A 21,709-nucleotide genomic window follows, 5' to 3' on the forward strand; every position below is an offset into this window, starting at 1 on the left:
CGCGGCCCCCGGAGCGCGAGACTGTGCCGGGGCCCTCAGTGGCTGCGCACCGCGCGCTGCACCGCCTCGGCCGCGAGATGCGCGGCGGCGCGCCGGGTCGCTGTGGCGAGCAGGTCGGTGTGGATCGGGCCGCCCGCGGCGAGATGGCGGTCGTAGGGCAGGTGCACGACGCCCGCGCCGGTCTCGCGGATGTGGGCCGTGGCCGCGGCCAGGTCGAGGTTCTGGTCCGGCGCGCTCGCGGTCAGCGCCACGACGGTGGACGGCAGCGTGGAGTGCGGCAGCCCGGCCAGCCAGTCCAGGACGACGCGGGTGCCGCCGACGCCCTCGGCCGTCATCGGGGCGACGACGATGCGGGCGTGCGCCGTGTCCATGGCGGTCCGCGCCACGTCGCCCGGCAGCGTCTCGCAGTCGACGATCGTCATGGCGAAGTGGCGGCGCAGCGCGAGGGTGACGGTGCGGTACGTGGGCACGTCGAGCGGCGGGCCGACCCGGCCCTGGCTCGCGGGGAGCAGCCAGCCGCCGTCGGGGAGCGGCACCAAGTAGCCCGTGATGTCGAGGAGATGCATCGACGGCGTGAGGATCTGGGCCAGTTCGCCGCAGGACCAGCGCACCGACTGCGCGCCGAGCCGCACCGCCAGCGTGCCGAGGGCGGCGTCCGCCTCCAGGGCCAGCACGGGGTCCTGGCGGACGCGTTGCAGCGTACGGGCGACGAGCGCGGCGGCGGTGGTCTTGCCGACGCCGCCCCGGATCGAGGTCACGGCGATGACCCGGCCCTTGGTCACCGGGTACTGCAACTCCCGTGCCCAGCGCGCCTCTTCACCACCGGCCTGCGCCGAGGGCCGGGCGATGCGCCGCAACGACCGGCCGGAGCGGCGGGCCACCGAGTCGCCGTGCTGCGGCTTGCCCGCGGCCTGCGTGAGCCGCGGATCGATGGTCAGGACGGGCTCGGGGGCGGGGAAGGCGATACCGCCCCGCGGCCGGACCATCGGCACGGTGCCGCCGGCCGCGGGGGGTGTCGGGGGCATCGGCGGAGGGGGTGGGGTGTCCTGGGGAACTGGCACCGCGGGGGCCGGGGCGGGGTCGGGCCTGCGGTCCTGGGGTTCGGGTGCGGCGTCCGGCCGGCCCGGGACGGCGTCCATGAGGGGCTGCGCGTCGGCGCCGGAGGGGACCGTGGCGGAGTCCGGCGGCGGGATCGGGAGAGGGCGGGGCGTGAGGTCGGTGGGGGGTGGTGGGGCGGTGACGGTGGTACGGGGTGACGGGGAGCCCGGGGCGGGGTCGGCCGGGGGCTGACCGGTGGGGGCCTGGGCCTTCAGGGTGTCGCTGGTCGGGGCCTGGACGGTGGGAGCGTGGACTGTCGGCGTCTGGGCGGTTGCGGCCGGGGTGGTCGGGGTTTGGCTTGTCGGCGTCTGGCCGGTTGCGACTTGGGCGGTCGGGGGGTGGGCCGTGGAGGCCTGGCTCTTCGGGGTGTGGCTGGTCGCGGCCTGGACCGTGGGAGCTTGGCCCGTTGGCGTCTGGGCGGTTGCGGCCGGGGTGGTCGGGGCTTGGTTCGTCGGCGTCTGGCCGGTTGTGACCTGGCTGCTCGGGGGGTGGGCCGTGGGGGCCTGGCACGTCGGGGCCTGGACCGTGGGAGCGTGGCCCGTCGGCGCCTCGCCGGTTGCGACCTGAGCGGTCGGGGCCTGGCTTGTCGGCGTCTGGCCGGTTGCGACCTGGCCGGTTGTGACCTTGCTGCTCGGGGGGTGGGCCGTGGAGGCCTGGCTCGTCGGGGGCTGGTTGGTCGCGGCCTGGGCGGTGGGCTCCGGTCCGGGTGACGCGTCGGAGGGGGGCGCGCTCGGCGCGGGGGTCGACTCGGCGCGGGGCCGGGGTGCGCCTGGCAGCGGGCGGGGCGTGAGGTCGGTGGGGGGCGGTGGTGCGGTGACGGTTGTGCGGGGCGGGGCAACGGGATTGGTCTCCGGAGACGAGACCGGTACGTCGGCGCTCCGCTGGGGTGCGGCCGGTTCCACGTGTTGCTGGGGTGTGGCCGGCTCCACGTGGCACTGGGGTGCGGCCGGTTCTACGGGGGACCGGGGTGCCGGGGCGTCGGCGTGCGGCTGGTGCGCCAGAGCCTCCGTGCGGGGCTGGGGCGCGGCGCTCTCCCCGGGCGTGGCCCGGGACTCCGCGCGGGTTCCGGTGGTCGGGTGGGCCGGGGGCTGGGTGCGGGGCTGGGTGCGGATCGTGCCGGGGTGGGCGCGGGACGCGTCGGGGCGGCGTACCGGGAGCGGGGTCCTGGCGCGGTCCGGGGCGGTGCTCTCGCCGTTGGGCTCCACGACGGTCACCGCGCCTGCTGGGCGGCAGCCCGGGCCGGCACGAGCGGACCGGTCGTCCCCGCTCCCATGTCGAACATCATCGGCAGCCCCCGGATCGAGTCAGTGCGCCTTCACTTGTACCAGCGCGGCCCCCAGCGGACCCCCGGCCGCGAAAGCCTATCTCCCCGCACCGGTAGCAACGGCAAAGCCCCGGGCCTCACACCGTCAACTGCCGGGCCCGGCCCGCCCCGGCCCCCGCGATCCCCATCGGCACGCACAACGCCGCGAGCAGGGCCAGCGGAACCGTCCAGCCGCCCGTCGCGTCATGCAGCGCGCCGAGCAGGAACGGGCCCGCCGCGGCGAGCAAGTACCCGACGCCCTGCGCCATTCCGGACATCTCCGCGGCCCGCCCCGCGTCGGGGGAGCGCAGCACGATCACCGCGAGGGCCGTGCTGATCAGCAGCCCGGAGCCGAATCCCTGCATCAGCATCCACGCGTAGGCCCCGCCGACCGGCGCCACGATCAGACCGATCAGGGAGACGAAGAAGAGCGCGGTGCCGGTGAGGGCGAACGGCACCTGGTTCCCGGTCCTGCCGACGAGCGCGGTGAAGGCCAGCGAACCGGCGATGCCGACGAGGCTCATCAGCGACAGCATCCACCCGGCCCGCGTGCTGGACATGCCCTCGTCCGTGAGCATCGCGGGGATCCAGGCGGCGCACGCGTAGTACTCCAGGGACTGCAGGCCCATGAGGAGCGTGATCTGCCAGGCGAGCCGCGAACGGCGCAGCGGCGTACGGGAGTCGGTCGCGGGCCCGGCGGAGACGGCCGGCACGTCCGCGCGGCGCAACTGCGGCAGCCAGCACACGAACGCGAGCGCGGACAGGACCGCCCAGACGCCGATTGCCCCGCGCCAGCCGAGCCCGAGCGCGTCGCCCAGCGGCACGGTCACTCCGGCCGCGAGAGCCGCGCCGCAGAACAGGGCCACGGAGTACAGGCCCATCATCAGGCCGGTGCGGTGCTGGAAGTGGCGCTTGATGACGCTGGGCACCAGCACGTTCGACAGGGAGATCGCCGCACCGATCAGGACGGTGCCGGCGAAGAGCGCGGGCAGGCCGGGCGCGAGCCGCACCGCGATCCCCGCGGTCAGCAGCGCCATCATCGCGCCGAGCGCCCGCGTCATGCCGATCCGCCGGGCCAGCCTCGCGGCGAACGGGGCCAGCAGCCCGAAGCAGAGGATCGGCAGCGTCGTGAGCAGCCCCGCCAGGGAGCCGCTGAGTCCCGTGGAGCGCCGGATCTCGTCCAGCTCCGGTGAGACCGCCACGACTCCGGGGCGCAGATTCATCGCGATGAGCAGGACGCCCGCGGCCAGCAGGCCCGCCGCCGCCTGCGAGGGAACGCGCCGGGTCGTGGTGGGGCTGATCGGCGGGGCGGGGGTCGAAGGGTCGGCACTGTGCGGCATGCGATCCAACGTAACATCCCATGTTTGTAGCTGTGTATCCACGGTATTTTGGCGGCCTTTCGTGGGGAGGGGCCCGAAGCACTCGCGGACGCCCGGCCAAATATGGGATATTTGAGCCGTCCGTCTCGATCCATCGCTGGCCGTCGCCCGACAAGAAAGGCCCACTCCGTGTCCGAAGCAGCACAGACCGGTGCCACCCTGGTCCAGCGGACCATCGAGCGCATCGAGCGGAGCATCGAGCGCGGCGAGTGGGCCGTCGGGGACCGGATTCCGGCGGAGGGGCAGCTCGTCGAGGCGTTCGGGGTGGGGCGCAACACCGTGCGCGAGGCCGTCCGCGCCCTCTGCCACACCGGTCTGCTGGAGGCCCGGCGCGGCGACGGGACGTACGTGCGCGCGGCCAGCGACCTGAACGCGGCGCTGCAACGGCGGCTGCGCCGCGCCGAGTTGCGCCACGTCCTGCAAGTGCGCCTCGCCCTGGAGCGGGAGGCCGCGCCCGCCGCCGCCGCACACCGGGGCGAGGACGACCTGGCCCGCATCCTCTCCGCACTGCTGGCCCGGCGCCGGGCGGACGAGAGCGGTGACCCGGCCGCGTACGTCGACCGGGCCCTCGCCTTCCACCGGGCCGTCGTCGCCGCGAGCGGCAACCCGCTGATGACCGACCTGTACGAGAGCATCACGGCGTCGGTGCGGGACAGCATCGCCTCGCTGCTCCCGGCCTGGGAGCCCGAGGGGCCCGGCGTCTGCGCCCACGACGACCTGGCCGACGCGATCGCCCGCCGCGACCCGCAGGCGGCGGCCGAGGCGGCATGGGCGCACACCGCGACCGTGGAAGCGGCCCTGGCACGGATGGCGGAGGACCCCGGGACGGACGAGTCCGGGACGGCGGCGCCCGGGACGGGCGGGGCCTGAGGGGCCGACGCCGGCGAGGAGCGCCCCGGGCCCCTGTCGGCCACGCCGCCACGCGCCTACCCTGGCTGTGCCTCACCGGGCTTCGAGGGGGAGTCGCATGAGCGATGACATCGAACGGACCCACAACGGCGGCCGGCGGGCGAGCCCACCCGGCAGCGGCGAGCGGCTCGCCGACTGGGCGGACGGCCGACTCGGCATCTACCAGCTCGCCAAGTCCCAGATGCGCAAGGTCTTTCCGGACCACTGGTCCTTCATGTTCGGCGAGATCTGCCTCTACAGCTTCATCATCCTCATCCTCACCGGCACGTTCCTCACCTTCTTCTTCGAACCCAGCAGCGCCGAGGTCGTCTACAACGGCTCGTACGAACCGCTCCGCGGCATCGTCATGACCCGGGCGTACGAGTCGACCATCGACATCAGCATGGACGTGCGCGGCGGCCTGCTGATCCGGCAGATCCACCACTGGGCCGCGCTGGTCTTCGTCGCGGCGATGCTCGCGCACATGATGCGGGTCTTCTTCACCGGCGCGTTCCGCAAGCCGCGCGAGGTCAACTGGCTGTTCGGCTGGACCCTGTTGATGCTCGGGATCATCACCGGGCTCACCGGCTATTCGCTCCCCGACGACCTGCTCTCCGGCACGGGCCTGCGGTTCGCGCAGGGCGCCATCCTGTCGGTGCCGGTCGTCGGCACCTACCTGGCCTTCTTCCTGTTCGGCGGCGAGTTCCCGGGCGAGGACTTCATCGCCCGGCTCTACCCGGTCCACATCCTGCTGCTGCCCGGCATCATGCTCGGCCTGGTCGCGGCCCACCTGATCCTGGTCTTCTACCACAAGCACACCCAGTTCGCGGGCCCTGGCCGCACCGAGAAGAACGTGGTGGGGGCGCCCCTGCTCCCCGTCTACGTGGCCAAGGCGGGCGGCTTCTTCTTCCTCGTCTTCGGCGTGCTCGCGCTGATGGGAGCGGTCGCGACGATCAACCCCGTGTGGGCCTTCGGGCCGTACCGCACGGACCTCGTGACGACCGGCGCCCAGCCCGACTGGTACCTCGGCTTCTCCGAGGGGCTGATCCGGGTGATGCCGGGGTGGGAGCTGAACGCCTGGGGGCACACGCTCCAACTGGGCGTCTTCCTCCCGTTCCTGCTGTTCCCGCTGGTCATGACGGTGATCGCGGTCTACCCGTTCCTGGAGGCCTGGGTGACGGGCGACCGGCGCGAGCACCACCTCGCCCAGCGGCCCCGCAACCACCCGGTCCGCACCGGCCTCGGCGTCGCCTGGCTGTCGCTCTACGCCGTCCTCCTGGTCGGCGGCGGCAACGACGTCGTGGCCCTGCGCCTGCACCTGTCCATCAACGCCATCACCTGGGCCGTGCGGATCGGCTTCTTCGTCGTCCCGGTGCTCGCGTTCGTCGTCACCAAGCGGATCTGCAACGGACTGCAACGCCGCGACCAGGCGAAGACCCTGCACGGCCGCGAGTCCGGCCTGATCAAACGGCTGCCGCACGGGGAGTTCATCGAGGTCCACGAGCCGCTCACCCGCGCGGAGTTGTACACCCTGAACATCCACGAGCAGCCCGCCGCGTACGAGTTGGGGCCCCGGGTCGACGAGAACGGGGTGGCGCGTACGTTCACGGCACGCCAGCGGATGCGGGCCCGCCTCGCGAAGGCCATGTACGGCCCGGGGACCTACGTGCCGAAGGCGACCGCCGAGGAGTACCGGGCGCTGCACGCCGGCTGGCACGAGTCCGAGCGGGACCACTCGCCGCACTGAGGTGCGCCGGGGTGCGCTGAGTCCTCACCGGTCCGGGAGCCGTCCGAACGGCCCCCGGACCCTTCCGTGCGTACGAGGATGTCTGTCGCCTGCCGCGCATCGCTGCTACCTTCACGACTACTGACTAACAAACGTTTGGTAGGAAGGTGGCGGAGGCGCCGATGCCTGTCTCCCTCTCGTTCGCGGACGGCTCCCCGACGGCCCGGGCCATCGCCGTCGTCGACGTCGACCACCCGCCGGTCAACGCCCTGCCGGTGCAGGGCTGGCACGACCTCGCCGACGCCGTCCGCGCGGCCGGCCGCGACCCGGACGTCCGCTGCGTCCTGCTCACCGCGTCCGGCCGCGGCTTCAACGCGGGCGTCGACATCAAGGAGATGCAGCGCGACAGCGGCCACACGGCGCTGATCGGCGCCAACCACGGCTGCGCGGCCGCCTTCGCCGCGGTGTACGAGTGCGACGTGCCCGTCGTCGCCGCCGTGCACGGCTTCTGCCTCGGCGGCGGGATCGGGCTCGTCGGCAACGCGGACGTGATCGTCGCGAGCGACGACGCCACCTTCGGCCTGCCCGAGCTGGACCGGGGCGCGCTCGGCGCCGCCACCCACCTGGCCCGGCTGGTCCCGCAGCACCTGATGCGCGCCCTTTACTACACCTCGCGCACCGTGACCGCCGCCGAGCTGCACGCGCACGGCTCGGTCTGGAAGGTCGTCCCGCGCGCCCGGCTGCGCACCACAGCGATGGAGTTGGCCGCCGAGATCGCCCGCAAGGACGGCACCCTCCTGCGCCTCGCCAAGGCCGCACTGAACGGCATCGACCCCGTCGACGTCCGCCGCAGCTACCGCTACGAACAGGGCTTCACCTTCGAGGCGAACCTCAGCGGCGTCGCCGACCGGGTCCGCGCCACGTTCGGGACCGCCCCCCAGGAGGCGCCGTGAGCACCGGCCAGGACGTGGACACCGACAGGGCTGTGGACACCGACAGGGATGTGAGCCCCGACAGGGACGTGGACACCGGAGGGCCGGGCCCGGCCGACAAGACGCTGAGCGCCGACGACGTGGCCGGCCGGCTGCGCAGCGGCATGACCATCGGGATCGGCGGCTGGGGCTCACGCCGCAAGCCCATGGCGCTGGTGCGGGCCCTGCTCCGCAGCGACGTCACCGACCTGACCGTCGTCGCGTACGCGGGACCCGACGTCGGCCTCCTCGCCGCCGCGGGACGGATCCGCACCCTCGTGGCGCCGTTCGCCACCCTCGACTCGATCCCGCTCGAACCGCACGTCCGCGCCGCGCGCGAAGAGGGCCGCATCGCGCTGACGGAGGTCGACGAGGCGATGTTCATGTGGGGGCTGCGCGCCGCCGCGAACCGGCTGCCGTTCCTGCCCGTGCGGGCCGGTCTCGGCTCGGACGTCCTGCGCGTCAACCCCGGTCTGCGCACGATCACTTCACCGTACGAGGACGCGGAGACGTTCGTGGCGATGCCCGCGCTGCGCCTGGACGCGGCGCTGGTCCACCTCAACCGCGCGGACCGGTCGGGCAACGGCCAGTACCTGGGCCCCGACCCGTACTTCGACGACCTCTTCTGCGGAGCCGCCGACGAGGCGTACGTGTCCTGCGAGCGGATCGTGGACCGCGCCGAGCTCGCCGAGGCCGGGCCCCCGCAGTCGCTGCTGATCAAACGGCACCGGGTCAGCGGCGTCGTCGAGGCGCCGGGCGGAGCGCACTTCACGTCCTGCGCACCCGACCACGGCCGCGACGAGGCCTTCCAGCAGCTGTACGCGACCACGCCCTGGGAGGAGTTCAGGGCGCGGTTCCTCGCGGGGGACGAGCAGGCGTACCGGAGCGCCGTCGCACGCTGGCGGCGGGAGACGGAAGGGGAGGAGGGCCGGTGACCGGCACGCCGGCGGGGAGCGGGCCCGGGGGCGCGGCGACCCGAGCCGAGTACTGCGTGATCGCCTGCGCGGAGGCGTGGCGCGGCAGCGGGGAGCTGCTCGCGAGCCCCATGGGCCTGATCCCCGGCATCGGGGCGCGGCTCGCCCGCCGCACGTTCGCGCCGGAGCTGCTGCTGACGGACGGCGAGGCCATGCTGGTCGACGCCGACGGGGAGCGCGAGGGATGGCTGCCCTACCGGCAGCACCTGGAGCTCGTCGCGAGCGGCCGCCGGCACGTGATGATGGGCGCCAGTCAGCTCGACCGGTACGGCAACCAGAACATCTCCTGCATCGGCGACTGGCGGCGACCGCGCCGCCAGCTGCTCGGGGTGCGCGGCGCGCCGGTCAACACCCTCAACAATCCGACGAGTTACTGGGTGCCCCGGCACAGCCGGCGGGTCTTCGTCCCCCGGGTCGACATGGTGAGCGGGGTCGGTTACGACAACGCCGCCGCGGCCGGCCCGTCCGCGACCCGCTTCCACCACCTGCCCCGCGTCGTCACCGACCTCGCCGTGCTGGACTTCGCCACCCCGGACCACGCGATGCGCCTCGCCTCGCTCCATCCCGGCGTCACGGTCGAGGAGGTGTGCGAGGCGACGGGGTTCGCGCTGGTGCTGCCCGACGACGTCCCGTTCACGCGCGAACCGACGCAGCGAGAACTGGCTCTCATCCGAACGGAGTTGGACCCGCGCGGGCACCGGCACCGGGAGGTGCCCGCATGACCGCGGGGGCGCCGCCCGGCCCCGTCTTCCGGACCGCGCTGACCGAACTCACCGGCGTCCGCCACCCGATCGTGCAGACCGGCATGGGCTGGGTCGCCGGGCCCCGGCTCGTGTCGGCGTCCGCCGCCGCCGGTGCGCTCGGGGTGCTCGCCTCCGCGACCATGACCACGGACCGACTCAGGAGTGCCATAAGGGAGGTCAAGTCCCGCACGGACCGGCCGTTCGGGGTCAATCTGCGGGCCGACGCGGAGGACGCCGGTGAGCGGGTGCGGATCATCGTCGAGGAAGGCGTGCAGGTGGCGTCCTTCGCGCTCGCGCCCTCCAGGGAGCTGATCGCCGAGCTGAAGGACGCCGGTGTCGTCGTCATCCCCTCCGTCGGGGCCCGGCGGCACGCCGAGAAGGTCGCCGCGTGGGGCGCCGACGCGGTCGTCGTGCAGGGCGGCGAGGGCGGCGGGCACACGGGCGCGGTGGCGACGACGGTCCTGCTGCCGCAGGTCGTCGACGCCGTCGGCATCCCGGTGATCGCCGCGGGCGGCTTCCACGACGGCCGGGGCCTGGCCGCCGCGCTCGCCTACGGCGCCGCCGGCATCGCCATGGGCACCCGCTTCCTGCTCACCTCCGACTCGACCGTGCCCGCCGCCGTCAAGGCCCGCTACCTCGCCGCAGGAGTCGGGGACGTCACCGTCACCACGGCCGTCGACGGGCTGCCGCACCGGATGCTCCGCAGCGAACTGGTCGCGGGACTCGAAGCGGCGGGCCGGCCCGCCGCCCTGCTGCGCGCGGTCCGGCACGCGGCCGCCTTCCGCAAGGTCTCCGGACTCGGCTGGTCCCGGATGGTCCGTGACGGGCTCGCCATGAAGCACGGCAGGGACCTGTCGTGGAGCCAGGTCCTGCTGGCGGCCAACACGCCGATGATGCTCAAGTCCGCGATGGTGGACGGCGATCCGCGGGGCGGCGTGATGGCCGCGGGGCAGGTGGCGGGTGTCATCGACGACCTGCCGTCCTGCGCCGAGCTGGTGGACCGGATCGTCACGGACGCGCGCCGGACCCTGGACGGCCTGCGGCCCGCGTAGCCGGACCGGCCCCGCTCAGGCCCCCTCCGTCACAGCCGCTCGATGATCGTCACGTTCGCCTGGCCGCCGCCCTCGCACATCGTCTGGAGCCCGAACCGGCCACCCGTGCGCTCCAGTTCGTGCAGCAGCGTCGTCATCAGCTTCGCGCCCGTCGCGCCCAGGGGGTGGCCGAGGGCGATGGCGCCCCCGTTCACATTGACCCGCGCCGGGTCCGCTCCGGTCTCCTTCAGCCAGGCGAGGACCACCGGGGCGAACGCCTCGTTGATCTCCACCAGGTCGAGGGCGTCGAGCGGCAGGCCGGTCCGCTTCAGCGCGTACGCCGTCGCGGGGATCGGCGCCGACAGCATCCGGATCGGGTCCTCGCCGCGGACCGAGAGGTGGTGGATCCGGGCCCGCGGCGTCAACCCGTGGTCCCGTACCGCCTGTTCGGAGGCGAGGAGCAGCGCCGCCGCGCCGTCCGACACCTGCGACGAGCACGCCGCCGTGATCGTGCCGCCGGGCACGACGGGGGCGAGCGCGGCCATCTTCTCCCGGGTCGTGTCCCGGCGCGGGCCCTCGTCGTGAGCGAGACCCCCGTACGGGACGGTCTCGCGCGCGAAGCGCCCCTCGTCGAGGGCGGTGACCGCCCGCTCGTGCGAGCGCAGCGCCCACTCCTCCATGGCGTCCCGCCCGATGCCCCACTTGGCGGCGATCAGTTCGGCGCCGTGGAACTGGTTGACCGGCTGCGTCCCGTACCGGGCGCGCCACCCCTCGCTGCCCGCGAACGGCCCCTCGGTCAGGCCGAGCGGCTCGGCGGCCTGCCGGGAGGCGAACGCGATCGGGATCATGGACATGTTCTGCGTGCCCCCCGCCACCACGAGATCCTGCGTGCCGGAGAGCACACCCTGCGCCGCGAAGTGCACGGCCTGCTGCGAGGATCCGCACTGCCGGTCGACGGTGACGCCCGGCACCTCCTCGGGCAGCCCGGCCGCCAGCCAGGAGGTGCGCGCGATGTCACCGGCCTGCGGCCCCACCGTGTCGAGACAGCCGAACACGACGTCCTCGACGGCGGCCGGGTCGACCCCGGTCCGCTCCATCAGCGCCCTGAGCACGTGCGCGCCCAGGTCGGCGGGGTGCACGGCGGCCAGGCCGCCGCCGCGCCGCCCCACCGGGGTGCGCACGGCGTCCACGATGTACGCCTCGGGCATGGTCGACTCCTCAGGGCTGATGGGCGGATGAGCTGATGGATTGCTGGGCTGATGGGCTGCTGCGGTGGATGGCCGCCCGGCGGCCACTCAGGCGTGCCGGTCGCTGACGGAGAGCACCTCGCCCGTCAGGTACGAGGAGTAGGGGCTGGCCAGGAAGACGATCGCGTTGGCGACCTCCCACGGCTGCGCGTGCCGGCCGAAGGCCTCCCGGGCCGTCAGCTCCGCCAGCAGCTCCGGCGAGGTCACCTTCACCAGATGGGGGTGGAGGGCGAGGCTCGGCGCGACCGCGTTGACCCGGATGCCGTGCTCCGCCGCCTCGACGGACGCGCACCGCGTCAGCGCCATCACCCCGGCCTTGGCGGCGGCGTAGTGCGCCTGCCCGGCCTGCGCGCGCCAGCCCAGCACCGAGGCGTTGTTGACGATCACGCCCCCGCGGCGGGCCGCACCCATCCGCCGCAGCGCCGCCCGGGTGCAGCGGAACGTGCCGGTCAGCGTCGTGCCGATGACCTTGTCCCACTGCTCGTCGGTCATCTCGATGAGGGCGGCGGTGCCGCCCAGGCCCGCGTTGTTCACCACGATGTCCAGGCCGCCGTGGACCCGTTCGGCCAGCTCGAACAGCGCCCCGACCTGCTCCTCGTCGGTGACGTCGCAGGGTGTTCCCGTCACCCGGTCGGCCCCGAACTCCTCGGCGAGGGCCGCGACCGTCTCGGCCGTACGGCGCGCGTGCGCGTCCCCGACGACGATCCGCGCGCCCTCCTCCAGGAAGCGGCGGGCGGTCGCGCCGCCGATGCCCGCTCCGGCCGCCGCGGTGATCACCGCACTGCGTCCCGCGAGGAGCTGGTGACCCGGTTCGTAGGGCGGCGGCGTGCTCATGCGCGTACCTCCAGGGGCGGCGGGCGACGGCCTCTCGACGGAGCTCCGAGCCGGAGGCTAATCTACCAAACACTTGTTAGGGAAGCGGAGGGGGAGGCGCGAGTCCGATGGACCTGACGATCGACGCCGGGGACGCGGCGTTCCAGGAGCGGGCGCGCACCTGGCTCGCCGGCCACGTGCCGCCTGAGCCGCTGCCCTCCCTGGAGACCGAGGAGGGGTTCGCGGCGCACCGGGAGTGGGAGCGCGCGCTCGCCGCCGACCGGTGGTCCGTCGTCTCCTGGCCCGAGCGGTACGGCGGCCGGGGCGCCGGGCTCGTCCGCTGGCTGCTCTTCGAGGAGGCCTACTACGCGGCGCAGGCGCCCGGCCGCGTCACCCAGAACGGGATCAGCCTCCTCGCCCCGACCCTCTTCGACCACGGCACCGAGGAGCAGCGCGCGCGGATCCTGCCGCCGATGGCGAGCGGCGAGTGCGTGTGGGCGCAGGCCTGGTCCGAGCCCGAGGCCGGCTCCGACCTCGCCTCCCTGCGCTCGACGGCGCGCCGCACCCGCGGCGGCTGGCTGCTCGACGGCCAGAAGACGTGGTCCTCACGCGCCGCCTTCGCCGACCGCGCCTTCGGCCTGTTCCGCAGCGCCCCCGCCACCGCGCGGAGCGACAAGCCGCACCGCGGGCTCACCTACCTGATGTTCGACCTGCGCGCCCCCGGCGTCACCGTCCGGCCCGTGCCGCGCCTCGACGGCAAGCCCGCCTTCGCGGAACTCTTCCTCGACGGCGTCTTCGTGCCCGACGCCGACGTCATCGGCGAACCCGGCCAGGGCTGGCGCATCGCCATGGCCGCGACCGGCAGCGAGCGGGGCCTGGCCCTGCGCTCGCCCGGCCGGTACCTGGCGCGCGCCGCGGAACTCGTCCGGCAGTGGCGGGCGGCGGGCGCGCCCGGCGGTACGGCGCTGCGGGACCGGGTGGCCGACGCCGTGATCGGCGCCCGCGCCTACGAGCTGTTCACCTGGAGCCACGCCTCGCGCGTCCTCGACGGACAGGACCTCGGCGCCGAGTCCAGCCTCAACAAGGTCTTCTGGTCCGAGTACGACCTGGCCCTGCACGAGACGGCGCTCGAACTCGACGGGCCCGAGGGGGAGTTGTCCGACGGGCGCTGGGCCGAGGGGTACGTCTTCGCCCTGGCGGGCCCGATCTACGCCGGGACGAACGAGATCCAGCGGGACATCATCGCCGAACGGCTGCTGGGCCTGCCGAAGGGACGGCGCTGATGCGGTTCCTCCCCGACGCCGAGCAGCGGGAGTTCACCCGCACCCTCGACGCGCTGCTCGGCGCGGCGGACGTGCCGGCGGCGGCGCGGGCCTGGGCCAGGGCCGAGACCGGGCCCGGCCGAGCCCTGTGGCGCCGGCTCGCCGACTGCGGCCTCTTCGCGCTCACCGTCCCCGAGGAGCAGGAAGGCGTGGGCGTACGCCCTGTCGAACTCGCCCTCGCCTGCGAACAGTTGGGCAGGCATGCGGTACCCGGCCCGTACGTGGAGTCACTCGCGGCGGCGGCCCTGTGCGCGCGTCTTGCCGGGCCGGGCACGGAGCTGCTGGGCGCGCTGCTCAAAGGGGACGCCCTCGCCACGCTCGGGATGCCCGGCGCGGGCCCCTACCTCCTGGACGCGGACGCCGCCGACGCCCTGCTGGTCGTGGCGGACGGCGACCCCTGGAGCGTGCGCGCCGCCCCCGGCCACGGACCCGTCCGCCCCGGACTCGACGCCGCCCGCCGGTACGCGCTGCCGCTGCCGGGCGGCGCCCGGCTCGCCGCGGGGCCCGCCGTGCGGCGAGCGGCCGCGCACGCCGCCGCGCTGGCCCGGCTGGCCACCGCCGCCCAGGCCCTGGGCGTCGGCCGGACCCTGCTCGACCGCACCGTCGCCCACGTCCGCGGACGCACCCAGTTCGGGGCGCCGATCGGAGCGTTCCAGGCCGTGAAGCACCGGCTCGCCGACACGCTGATCGCCCTGGAGTTCGCCCGCCCGCTGGTCCTCGGGGCGGCCGTGACGATGCGCCCGGCCGATCTGGCCGCCGCCAAGGCCGCCGCGGGCGAGGCCGCCTGGACGGCGGCCCGCACCGCGCTGCACCTGCACGGCGCCCTCGGCTACACCGCCGAGTTCGACCTGAGCCTGTGGCTGACGAAGGCGCGGGCCCTGCGCACCGCGTGGGGCACACCGGCCCGGTGCCGCGCCGATGTCCTCGCCGGGACCGGCCCGGCCGGCCCCGACGGCCCGGGAGGACCCGACGGCCCGGCCGGCCCCGACGGCCCGGGAGGACCCGACGGCCCGGCCGGCCCCGACGGCCCGGGAGGCCCAGGCGGCTGAGCCGGGCCCTACGCCGCGTACGCCCAGAAGTCCCGCATGATCGGCGGCAGCGGTGAGGGGCCGCTCAGGGCCAGCTGGGTCAGCAGGATCGTCACCACTCCCGTGGACGGCGTCAGGTGGGCGGCGGTGCCGGTGCCGCCCACCCAGCCGTAGCGGCCCGGCACGTTCCACGGGTCGCGGCGCTCGACGTCCACGGAGCCGCCGAAGCCCCACCCCGCCCCCAGCGTGAACAGCTCGCTCTCCGCGCGCTGGGCCGCGCTCAGATGGTCGGTCGTCATGAGCCGGACCGCCTCCGCGGACAGCACGGACCCGCCGCCGTCGAGCAGCATCCGGGCGAACGCCCACCAGTCGTCCACGGTGGAGACGAGCCCGCCCGCGCCGGAGGGGAACGCGGGCAGCGAGCTCCACTGGCCGTCCGGGGTGTCGACGCGCTCGGCACCGCCCTCGGCCGTGGGCACGTAGGAACTGGTGAAACGGGAGCGGTGCGCCGCCGGCACCTCGAAGCCGGTGTCGCGCATGCCGAGCGGCTCGAAGATCCGCTCCGCGAAGAACTCCGGCAGTGACTGCCCGGTCACCCGGGAGACCAGCACGCCCTGGATGTCGGAGCAGGTGTTGTACAGCCACCCCTCACCCGGCTGGTGCAGCAGCGGGACGCGGCCGAGCGCGGCGAGCCAGGTGTCCGGCTCGGGCAGGCGCTGCGGCGCGTGCGGGTCCATCAGCGCGAACACCGGCTGCACCGCGGGCAGCGAGAAGTCGGACGGGAAGCCCCAGCCGGCGCGGAACGTCAGCAGGTCCTCCACCGTGATCGGGCGGGCCGCCGGCACGACGTCCTCCAGCGGGCCCGCCGGGTCCCGCACGACGTCGGGCGCGGCCAGCTCGGGCAGCCAGTGCCCGATCGGCGCGTCGAGGGCGAGGCGGCCCTCGTCCACCAGGATCATCACGGCCGCCGCCGTGACGGGCTTGGTGACGGAGGCGATGCGGAAGATCGAGTCACGCGCGAGCGGCGTCGTGCCCTCGGCGTCGGCGTGCCCGACGGCCACGACCTCGGCGCGGTCGCCGCGGGCCACCAGGCCCACGGCGCCCGGCACGGGCCCCTTCGTGACGTGCGGGGCCAGAACATCGCGCAGAGCACTCTCGGACATCGGGGTCACCCTTCTGGGACTTCCGGAACCTGGGAACGGCGTCGGCGGCCGTCCGCGGACGGCACGTGCCATGCCTACCTGCATGCCTACCTGAAGGGTGACCGCCGTAGCGCCCGCAACTCATCGGTCCGCCGTCCCGGCTTACGCCATCTGCCGCCGCACCAGCTCGTGCAGCCGCCCGCCGGTGTCCGCGAGGAGCTCCGCCGGGGTGCCCTGCTGGACGACGCGGCCCGCCGACATGACGACCACCCGGTCCGCGTCGAGCACCGTGGACAGGCGGTGCGCGATCACGACGCGGGTCGCGTGCAGCGCGCGCGTGCTGTCGATCACGATGCGCTGCGTCTCGTTGTCGAGCGCGCTCGTCGCCTCGTCGAAGAAGAGGACGCGGGGACGGCGGATCAGCGCCTGCGCGATCATGAGGCGCTGGCGCTGCCCGCCGGAGATCGCCCCGCCGCCCGCGATCATCGTGTGCAGTCCCATCGGCATCCGCCTGATGTCCTCGGCGAGGCCCGCCATCTCGGCCGCCGCCATCGCCTCCTCCTGCGTGAACGCCTCGGCGCCGCAGATGCAGTCCAGGACCGAGCCGGTCAGCGGCTGCGCGTTCTGCAGGACGACCCCGCACTGGCGGCGCACCGCCGCCTGGTCGAGCGCCGAGAGGTCCTGGCCGTCGTACAGGACGCTGCCGGACACCGGCCCGTCGAAGCCGATGAGCAGGCGCAGCAGCGTCGACTTGCCGCAGCCGCTCTCGCCGACCACGGCCACGAACTCGCCGGGACGGATCGCGAGGGAGACGTCGTCGAGGACGAGCGGACCGTCGTCGGTGTAGCGGAAGGAGAGGTTGCGCGCCTCCAGCGCGCCGGTCAGCTCGCCGGGCTGGGTCGCGGAGCCGCGCACCTCGGGCTCCGCGTCGAGGACCGGCTTGATCTGCTCGTACATGGGCAGCACGGCCGCCGCCGAGACCAGCGCGCCCGTCAGCTGAGTCACCGACGTCAGAAGCATCGTCACCGCGGTGTTGAAGGTGAGGAACGACGCCGCCGACAGGGTGCCCCGCGCGGGCCCGGCGAGCAGCATGAACATCACCAGCGAACACAGCGGCAGATAGACGGAGTTGAGGACCGTCGTCACGTTCTTGATGCGGCCCGCCCGGCGCTGCAGCTCGCGGCTGCGCGCGAACTCCTTCGCCCACGCCGCGTACGCGAAGCTCTCCGCCCCCGCCACCCGCAGCTTCGGCAGGCCGCGCAGCGTCTGGTAGGCACGGTTGTTGAGTTTGTTGCCCAGTTCGACAAGGCGGCGCTGCCAGCGCAGCTCCCACAGCCCGAGCGTGAGGAAGACGCCCGCCACGACCACCAGCATGCCGAGCGCGGCCAGCGCCAGCGGCACGCTGTAGAGGAGGAGCATCACCAGGTTCATCGCGCCGATCGTCACCGACTGCACGGCGACCGGGCCCACCCCGGACAGCAGCCGGCGGATCGCGCTGATCCCCATCGCCGCACTGGCCAGCTCACCTGTGGACCGCGCCGCGAAGAACCGCGTCGGCAGCCGCAGCAGCCGGTCCCAGACCGCCGGTTGCAGCACGCTCTCCACCCGGCCCTCGACCCGCAGCACGGTCACGTTCTGCAGCAGCATGAAAGCCGCGGAGACCACGCTGGTGACGACCACGGCCAGGGAGACCTGGGTGATGCGACTCGTCTGCGCGGTCGGCACGTACGTGCCGAGGACCTGCCCCGTCGCGACGGGCACCAGCGCGCCGAGCCCCACCGTCACCAGCCCCGCGAGCAGCAGCCTGCGGACGTCGGAGGCCGCCGCGCGCAGACTGAACCGGGCCAGCCGCCAGGGCGTCAGCCTGCCCTCGGGCAGCGGCCGGTAGAGCATCACCGCCCGTTCCTCGAAGTCCTCCGCGGTGTCCTCGTCGACGCGGGTGCCGCGCTCGCCCGAGGGATGGACGGCCTCGTAGCCGCCGCGCCGCCACAACAGCGCGACCGGTGTCCCGGAGGCGGCCCGGAAGCCGACCAGGGGCCCGGTGTCCTGGCGCCACCAGGCACCGGTGAGCCGCACCGGACGGGTGCGGATCCGGGAGGCGACCGCGATCTGCTCGACCGGGTCGATCCGGTCGCTGACCGCGCCGCCGCGGCCCGGCTCCACCAGTGTGATCCCGCAGGCGTCCGCCACCACCTTGCAGGCCGCGTACGTCGCGTCGACCCCGCCCTGTGTCCCGCGACCGCGGCGCCCGCGCGAGCCGATCGACGCGAGCAGAGCCCGGTCGGCTTGTTCGCGGACGGCCTCACCCGCGCGGATGCCCGCCGCCGCCCGGTCCTCGTGCGCGCTCTCCAGCCGTTCGATCCACCGGTCGAGCGTGGCCAGCAGCCGGTACTGCTGGTTCACCATCCGCTGCCACAGCGCGCCGTCCATCAGCAGGTCGGCGGCGGCGTCGGCGGCGTACGCGGCCCCGTACTGCACGCTACCGGGCGCGAGCTGGGGCCACAGCACGTCGTCGTCGCCGGCCATCTCGTGGTCCGCGGTGTGCCCGGCCCGGTCGCCGAGCGGCGCCTCGAACAGCACGCGCTGGCCGCGCCCGACCCCGAGCGCGAAGGCCTCCTCCAGCAGACTCCACGCCATGTCGTACGCACCCTCATGGGCGGGCGGCGTGTACGGCAGCTCCCGCAGCGGGACCCGGCGCAGCGCGCAGCCCGCGAGGGGCCGGCCGACCAGCGTGTGCTGGGTGCCCTCGACCGGTCCAAGGAGCAGCGTGCCCGGCTCCAGGCGGCCCAGGAAGTGCCAGTGCCCCTGCGCGTGGGCGTCCACGGCGAACAGGTCGAGCGCGCCCTCCACGACGAGCCACAGGACCTGCGGCCCCTCCAGCGGCAGGCTGCGCAGACCCGTGCAGTCGACCGGCGTGCCGAGGCCGCCGAACGCGGCTACCACCTGGTCGGCGGCCGCGTGCGAGGTGAACTCCGGTTGTGTGTAGGTCACTTCAGTGCTCCCTGACCAGCTCGGCGTAGGCCCCGCCGGCCGCGACCAGCTGCTCGTGGCGGCCCCGCTCGACGATCTGCCCGTGGTCGAGGACCACGATCTCGTCGCTGTCGCGCACGGTGCTCAGGCGGTGCGCGATGACCACGCACGCGCAGCCGCGCCGCCGGATGTTGTCCATGACGATCTGCTCGGTCTCGGCGTCCAGCGCGCTCGTCACCTCGTCGAGGACGAGGATGCTGGGCCTGCGCACCAGCGCCCGGGCGATCTCCAGGCGCTGGCGCTGGCCGCCGGAGAAGTTCCGGCCGTCCTGCTCGACGCGGCTGTGCAGCCCGCCGGGCCGCCGCGCCACCACGTCGTACAGGCACGCGTCGCGCAGCGCGTCGGCGACCGCCTCGTCGGGGATCGAGGGGTCCCACAGCGCCACGTTGTCGCGGACCGTGCCCTCGAAGAGGAAGACGTCCTGGTCGACGAAGGAGACGGACGCGGCGAGCGCGCCGCGCGGGATGTCGTCCAGGCGCCGGTCGTCGATCCGGATGACGCCCTCCCAGGGTGTGTACAGACCGGAGATCAGCCGCGAGACCGTCGACTTGCCGCTGCCGGAGCCGCCGACCAGCGCCACCTGCTGCCCTGGCCCGACCGTCAGCGAGAACCCGGACAGCAGCGGCTTGTCGAGCGGGCTGTACCCGAAGGTGATGTTCTCCAGCTCGACGTGGCCCTTGAGGCGCCGCGTGCTCCGCACCGCCTCCGGGCGTGCGTACAGGTTGTCGACGGGGAAGTTCTCCACGTCCTTCAGGCGGGCCACGTCGGCGGCGAAGTCCTGGATGCGGCCCGCGACCCCGTTCAGCCGGGTGATCGGCGCGGTGAAGCGGGAGACCAGCGCCTGGAAGGCGACCAGCAGACCCACCGAGAGATGGCCCTCGACGGCGCGCAGCCCGCCGATCCACAGGATCAGCGCGCTGTTCAGGGTCGCGAGCGTCGGCGCGACGACGCCGAGCCACGCGCTCGGCACCCCGAGCCGCTGCTGCTCCTCCAAGGTCGTCGCGTGCTGCCCCGCCCACCGCCGGAAGTAGCCGTTCTCCCCGCCGGTCGCCTTCATCGTCTCGATCAGCTGGAGCCCGGTGTACGAGGTGTTGGTCAGCCGCGCCGTGTCCGCCCGCAGCTTCTGCGTGCGGGTCGCGCGCAGCCGCACGACGACGCGCATCGCCACCACGTTCAGCAGCGCGATGCCGACGCCGACCAGCGTCAGTTGCGGGTCGTAGCTCCACAGCAGCGCCGCGTAGAGCAGCACCACGATGCCGTCCACGCCGGCCGCGGTGAGGTCGCGGGCCAGGGTCTCGGCCACCGCGTCGTTGGACTGCAGGCGCTGGACGAGGTCGGCGGGGCTGCGCTGCGCGAAGAAGGTGACCGGAAGGCGCAGCAGGTGCCGGAAGAAACGGGAGCTGCTCAGCGTCGAGGAGATGATGCGCCCGCGCAGCAGGTTCCCCTGTTGCAGCCAGGTCAGGACGCCGGTCAGCGCCACCATCGCGCCCATCGACGCGAAGAGCGCCCCGAGCAGCGAGGTCTGGTCGCCGATCAGGAACAGGTCGATGTACGTCTTGCTCAGCGCGGGCACCGCCGCGCCCACGGCCACCAGCAGCAGGCTCGCCAGGAGCGCGGCCAGCATGGTGCCGGTCGTCCCGCGCAGCCGGCCCGGCATGGCCCGCAGCACGCCGGGGCGGCGACCGCCGGGCCGGAAGCCCTCGCCGGGCTCCAGGACGAGGACCACACCCGTGAAGCTGGTGTCGAAGTCCTCGCCCGCGACGAACCGGCGGCCCTTGTCCGGGTCGTTGACGTACACGCCGCGCCGTCCGAAGCGGCGGCCGGTGCCGTCGTAGACGACGTAGTGGTTGAACTCCCAGAACAGGATCGCGGGGCCCTGCACGTCGGCGAGGGCGGCCGGTTCCATCTGCATGCCCTTGGCGGTCATGCCGTAACTGCGGGCCGCTTTCAGCAGGTTGCTGGCGCGCGAGCCGTCCCGCGAGACGCCGCACGCGATGCGCAGCTCCTCCAGCGGGACGTGCCGGCCGTGGTACGCCAGGACCATGCCCAGGGCGGCGGCGCCGCACTCGACGGCCTCCATCTGCAGCACCGTCGGCGTGCGCACCTTCTTGCGGCGCCGGGGCGGCGGGGGAGCGGAGCGGGCGCGGCGGCGGTCGGAGCGGTGGCCCGTGGGCGGGAGCGAGGTGGCGGTCACGGCAGCAGCCAATCGATCGGGCGCTGCTCGGCGAGGTGCACGGCGCCGGAGGCGAGGGTCATGGAGGTGAGCGGGAACGGCGGCCCGTCCGCCGTCGACCAGGCGTAACCGGACTTCGTGGCCGCGTCCTTGGTCAGCTGTACGAGCACCGGCACCCGGGTCCCGCCCTTCGTGAACTGTGCGGCCAGTTCGCCGTCGCCGAGGAAGTCGGTGACCTGGCGCCGCGTCTGCGCCCCGCGGCCCACCGCCTTGACCTTGCCGCGCAGCACCCCGTGGTCCTGCGCGGCCGGCACGGTCAGGTCGACCGGGGCTCCGGCGGGCACGCCCCCGGCGCCGGTCGCGGGCACGTACAACATCGCGAGCAGCGGGTCGTGCGCCGAAGCGGTCTTCTCCAGGGTCGCGACGTCCGCGCCCGTGGTGACGACCGCGCCGATCCGGGCGACGAGCGCGGTGACCCGGCCCGCGTCGATGGCCCGCACCACCCGGTCACCCTGCTCGGTACGGATCTTGAGCAGCGGCGCGTCGGCCCGCACGCGCTGCCCCTCTTGCACGTACACGCCGGTGACCTGGCCGGTGACCGGGGTCTGCAGGACGTAACTGCCCTGGCCGTAGGTGAGGATGCCGCTCGCCTGCAGCGTCGAGCTCACCGAGCCGGTCACGGCCCACACGCAGGCGGCGGCCATGACGACGACCGTCACGGCGAGCGCGAGCACGCCCTGCGGCCGCGCGAGGCGCACCGGCAGATCGAGCTCCTCCGGTGACTGCAGCTTGCTGAGAGCCTGTTGGCGGAACTGCACGCGGTGTTTCCCTTACGTTGCTC

Annotated in this window: 16 protein-coding genes; 8 read left to right on the top strand and 8 right to left on the bottom strand. The window is 74.2% G+C overall.

Annotated elements, in window-relative coordinates:
- Positions 1-35 precede the first annotated feature (35 nt).
- Entirely contained in the window at positions 36-1,025 is a 990-nt protein-coding gene (locus ACIBW6_RS00210) for a type VII secretion protein (protein ID WP_399054856.1), read from the bottom strand.
- Between the two features lie 1,474 nt (positions 1,026-2,499).
- Positions 2,500-3,741: a CynX/NimT family MFS transporter gene (locus ACIBW6_RS00215; RefSeq protein ID WP_399054858.1), complete on the bottom strand. Its 1,242-nt coding sequence runs from the start codon at positions 3,739-3,741 to the stop codon at positions 2,500-2,502.
- Positions 3,742-3,909: 168 nt separating this feature from the next.
- Between ACIBW6_RS00215 and ACIBW6_RS00220 the strand changes: the two genes are divergently transcribed.
- From ACIBW6_RS00220 to ACIBW6_RS00245, 6 genes are all read left to right on the top strand, one after another.
- Entirely contained in the window at positions 3,910-4,650 is a 741-nt protein-coding gene (locus ACIBW6_RS00220) for a FadR/GntR family transcriptional regulator (RefSeq protein WP_399054860.1), read from the top strand.
- Between the two features lie 97 nt (positions 4,651-4,747).
- Positions 4,748-6,415, top strand: coding sequence for a cytochrome bc complex cytochrome b subunit (locus tag ACIBW6_RS00225; protein ID WP_399054862.1), 1,668 nt, complete (start codon positions 4,748-4,750; stop codon positions 6,413-6,415).
- Between the two features lie 161 nt (positions 6,416-6,576).
- A complete protein-coding gene (locus ACIBW6_RS00230; protein WP_399054864.1) occupies positions 6,577-7,347 on the top strand; it encodes an enoyl-CoA hydratase family protein in 771 nt (256 codons plus the stop codon).
- 68 nt (positions 7,348-7,415) lie between these two features.
- Positions 7,416-8,300 (top strand): CoA transferase subunit A, encoded by an 885-nt coding sequence (locus tag ACIBW6_RS00235; protein ID WP_399056339.1) that lies wholly within the window; start codon positions 7,416-7,418, stop codon positions 8,298-8,300.
- Complete coding sequence (locus ACIBW6_RS00240; RefSeq protein WP_399054866.1) at positions 8,297-9,061, top strand: CoA-transferase subunit beta; 765 nt, start codon at positions 8,297-8,299, stop codon at positions 9,059-9,061. The genes ACIBW6_RS00235 and ACIBW6_RS00240 overlap by 4 nt, the downstream gene beginning before the upstream one ends.
- Positions 9,058-10,134, top strand: coding sequence for an NAD(P)H-dependent flavin oxidoreductase (locus ACIBW6_RS00245; protein WP_399054868.1), 1,077 nt, complete (start codon positions 9,058-9,060; stop codon positions 10,132-10,134). Before ACIBW6_RS00240 ends, ACIBW6_RS00245 begins: the two co-directional genes overlap by 4 nt.
- A 29-nt stretch (positions 10,135-10,163) precedes the next feature.
- Here ACIBW6_RS00245 and ACIBW6_RS00250 read toward each other — a convergent pair whose 3' ends face one another.
- Together ACIBW6_RS00250 and ACIBW6_RS00255 are read right to left on the bottom strand one after the other, a co-directional pair.
- Positions 10,164-11,321, bottom strand: coding sequence for an acetyl-CoA C-acetyltransferase (locus ACIBW6_RS00250; protein WP_399054870.1), 1,158 nt, complete (start codon positions 11,319-11,321; stop codon positions 10,164-10,166).
- Between the two features lie 87 nt (positions 11,322-11,408).
- Positions 11,409-12,194: an SDR family oxidoreductase gene (locus tag ACIBW6_RS00255; RefSeq protein ID WP_399054872.1), complete on the bottom strand. Its 786-nt coding sequence runs from the start codon at positions 12,192-12,194 to the stop codon at positions 11,409-11,411.
- A 107-nt stretch (positions 12,195-12,301) separates the two neighbouring features.
- Between ACIBW6_RS00255 and ACIBW6_RS00260 the strand changes: the two genes are divergently transcribed.
- Positions 12,302-13,456: an acyl-CoA dehydrogenase family protein gene (locus ACIBW6_RS00260; protein WP_399054875.1), complete on the top strand. Its 1,155-nt coding sequence runs from the start codon at positions 12,302-12,304 to the stop codon at positions 13,454-13,456.
- Positions 13,456-14,544: an acyl-CoA dehydrogenase family protein gene (locus tag ACIBW6_RS00265; protein WP_399054877.1), complete on the top strand. Its 1,089-nt coding sequence runs from the start codon at positions 13,456-13,458 to the stop codon at positions 14,542-14,544. Before ACIBW6_RS00260 ends, ACIBW6_RS00265 begins: the two co-directional genes overlap by 1 nt.
- A gap of 8 nt (positions 14,545-14,552) precedes the next feature.
- Here the strand turns inward: ACIBW6_RS00265 and ACIBW6_RS00270 are convergent, their stop codons facing one another.
- The 4 genes from ACIBW6_RS00270 to ACIBW6_RS00285 all read right to left on the bottom strand — a co-directional run bounded on the left by ACIBW6_RS00270 (position 14,553) and on the right by ACIBW6_RS00285 (position 21,686).
- Entirely contained in the window at positions 14,553-15,686 is a 1,134-nt protein-coding gene (locus tag ACIBW6_RS00270) for a serine hydrolase domain-containing protein (RefSeq protein ID WP_399054879.1), read from the bottom strand.
- Positions 15,687-15,827: 141 nt separating this feature from the next.
- Entirely contained in the window at positions 15,828-18,656 is a 2,829-nt protein-coding gene (locus ACIBW6_RS00275) for an NHLP bacteriocin export ABC transporter permease/ATPase subunit (protein WP_399054881.1), read from the bottom strand.
- A 1-nt stretch (position 18,657) separates the two neighbouring features.
- A complete protein-coding gene (locus ACIBW6_RS00280; RefSeq protein ID WP_399054883.1) occupies positions 18,658-20,889 on the bottom strand; it encodes an NHLP family bacteriocin export ABC transporter peptidase/permease/ATPase subunit in 2,232 nt (743 codons plus the stop codon).
- Entirely contained in the window at positions 20,886-21,686 is an 801-nt protein-coding gene (locus ACIBW6_RS00285; RefSeq protein WP_399054886.1) for an HlyD family efflux transporter periplasmic adaptor subunit, read from the bottom strand. The genes ACIBW6_RS00280 and ACIBW6_RS00285 overlap by 4 nt, the downstream gene beginning before the upstream one ends.
- Positions 21,687-21,709 lie beyond the last annotated feature (23 nt).

The sequence above is a fragment of the Streptomyces sp. NPDC049813 genome, assembly GCF_044465085.1.
In the GTDB taxonomy this organism is placed as follows: Bacteria; Actinomycetota; Actinomycetes; order Streptomycetales; family Streptomycetaceae; genus Streptomyces.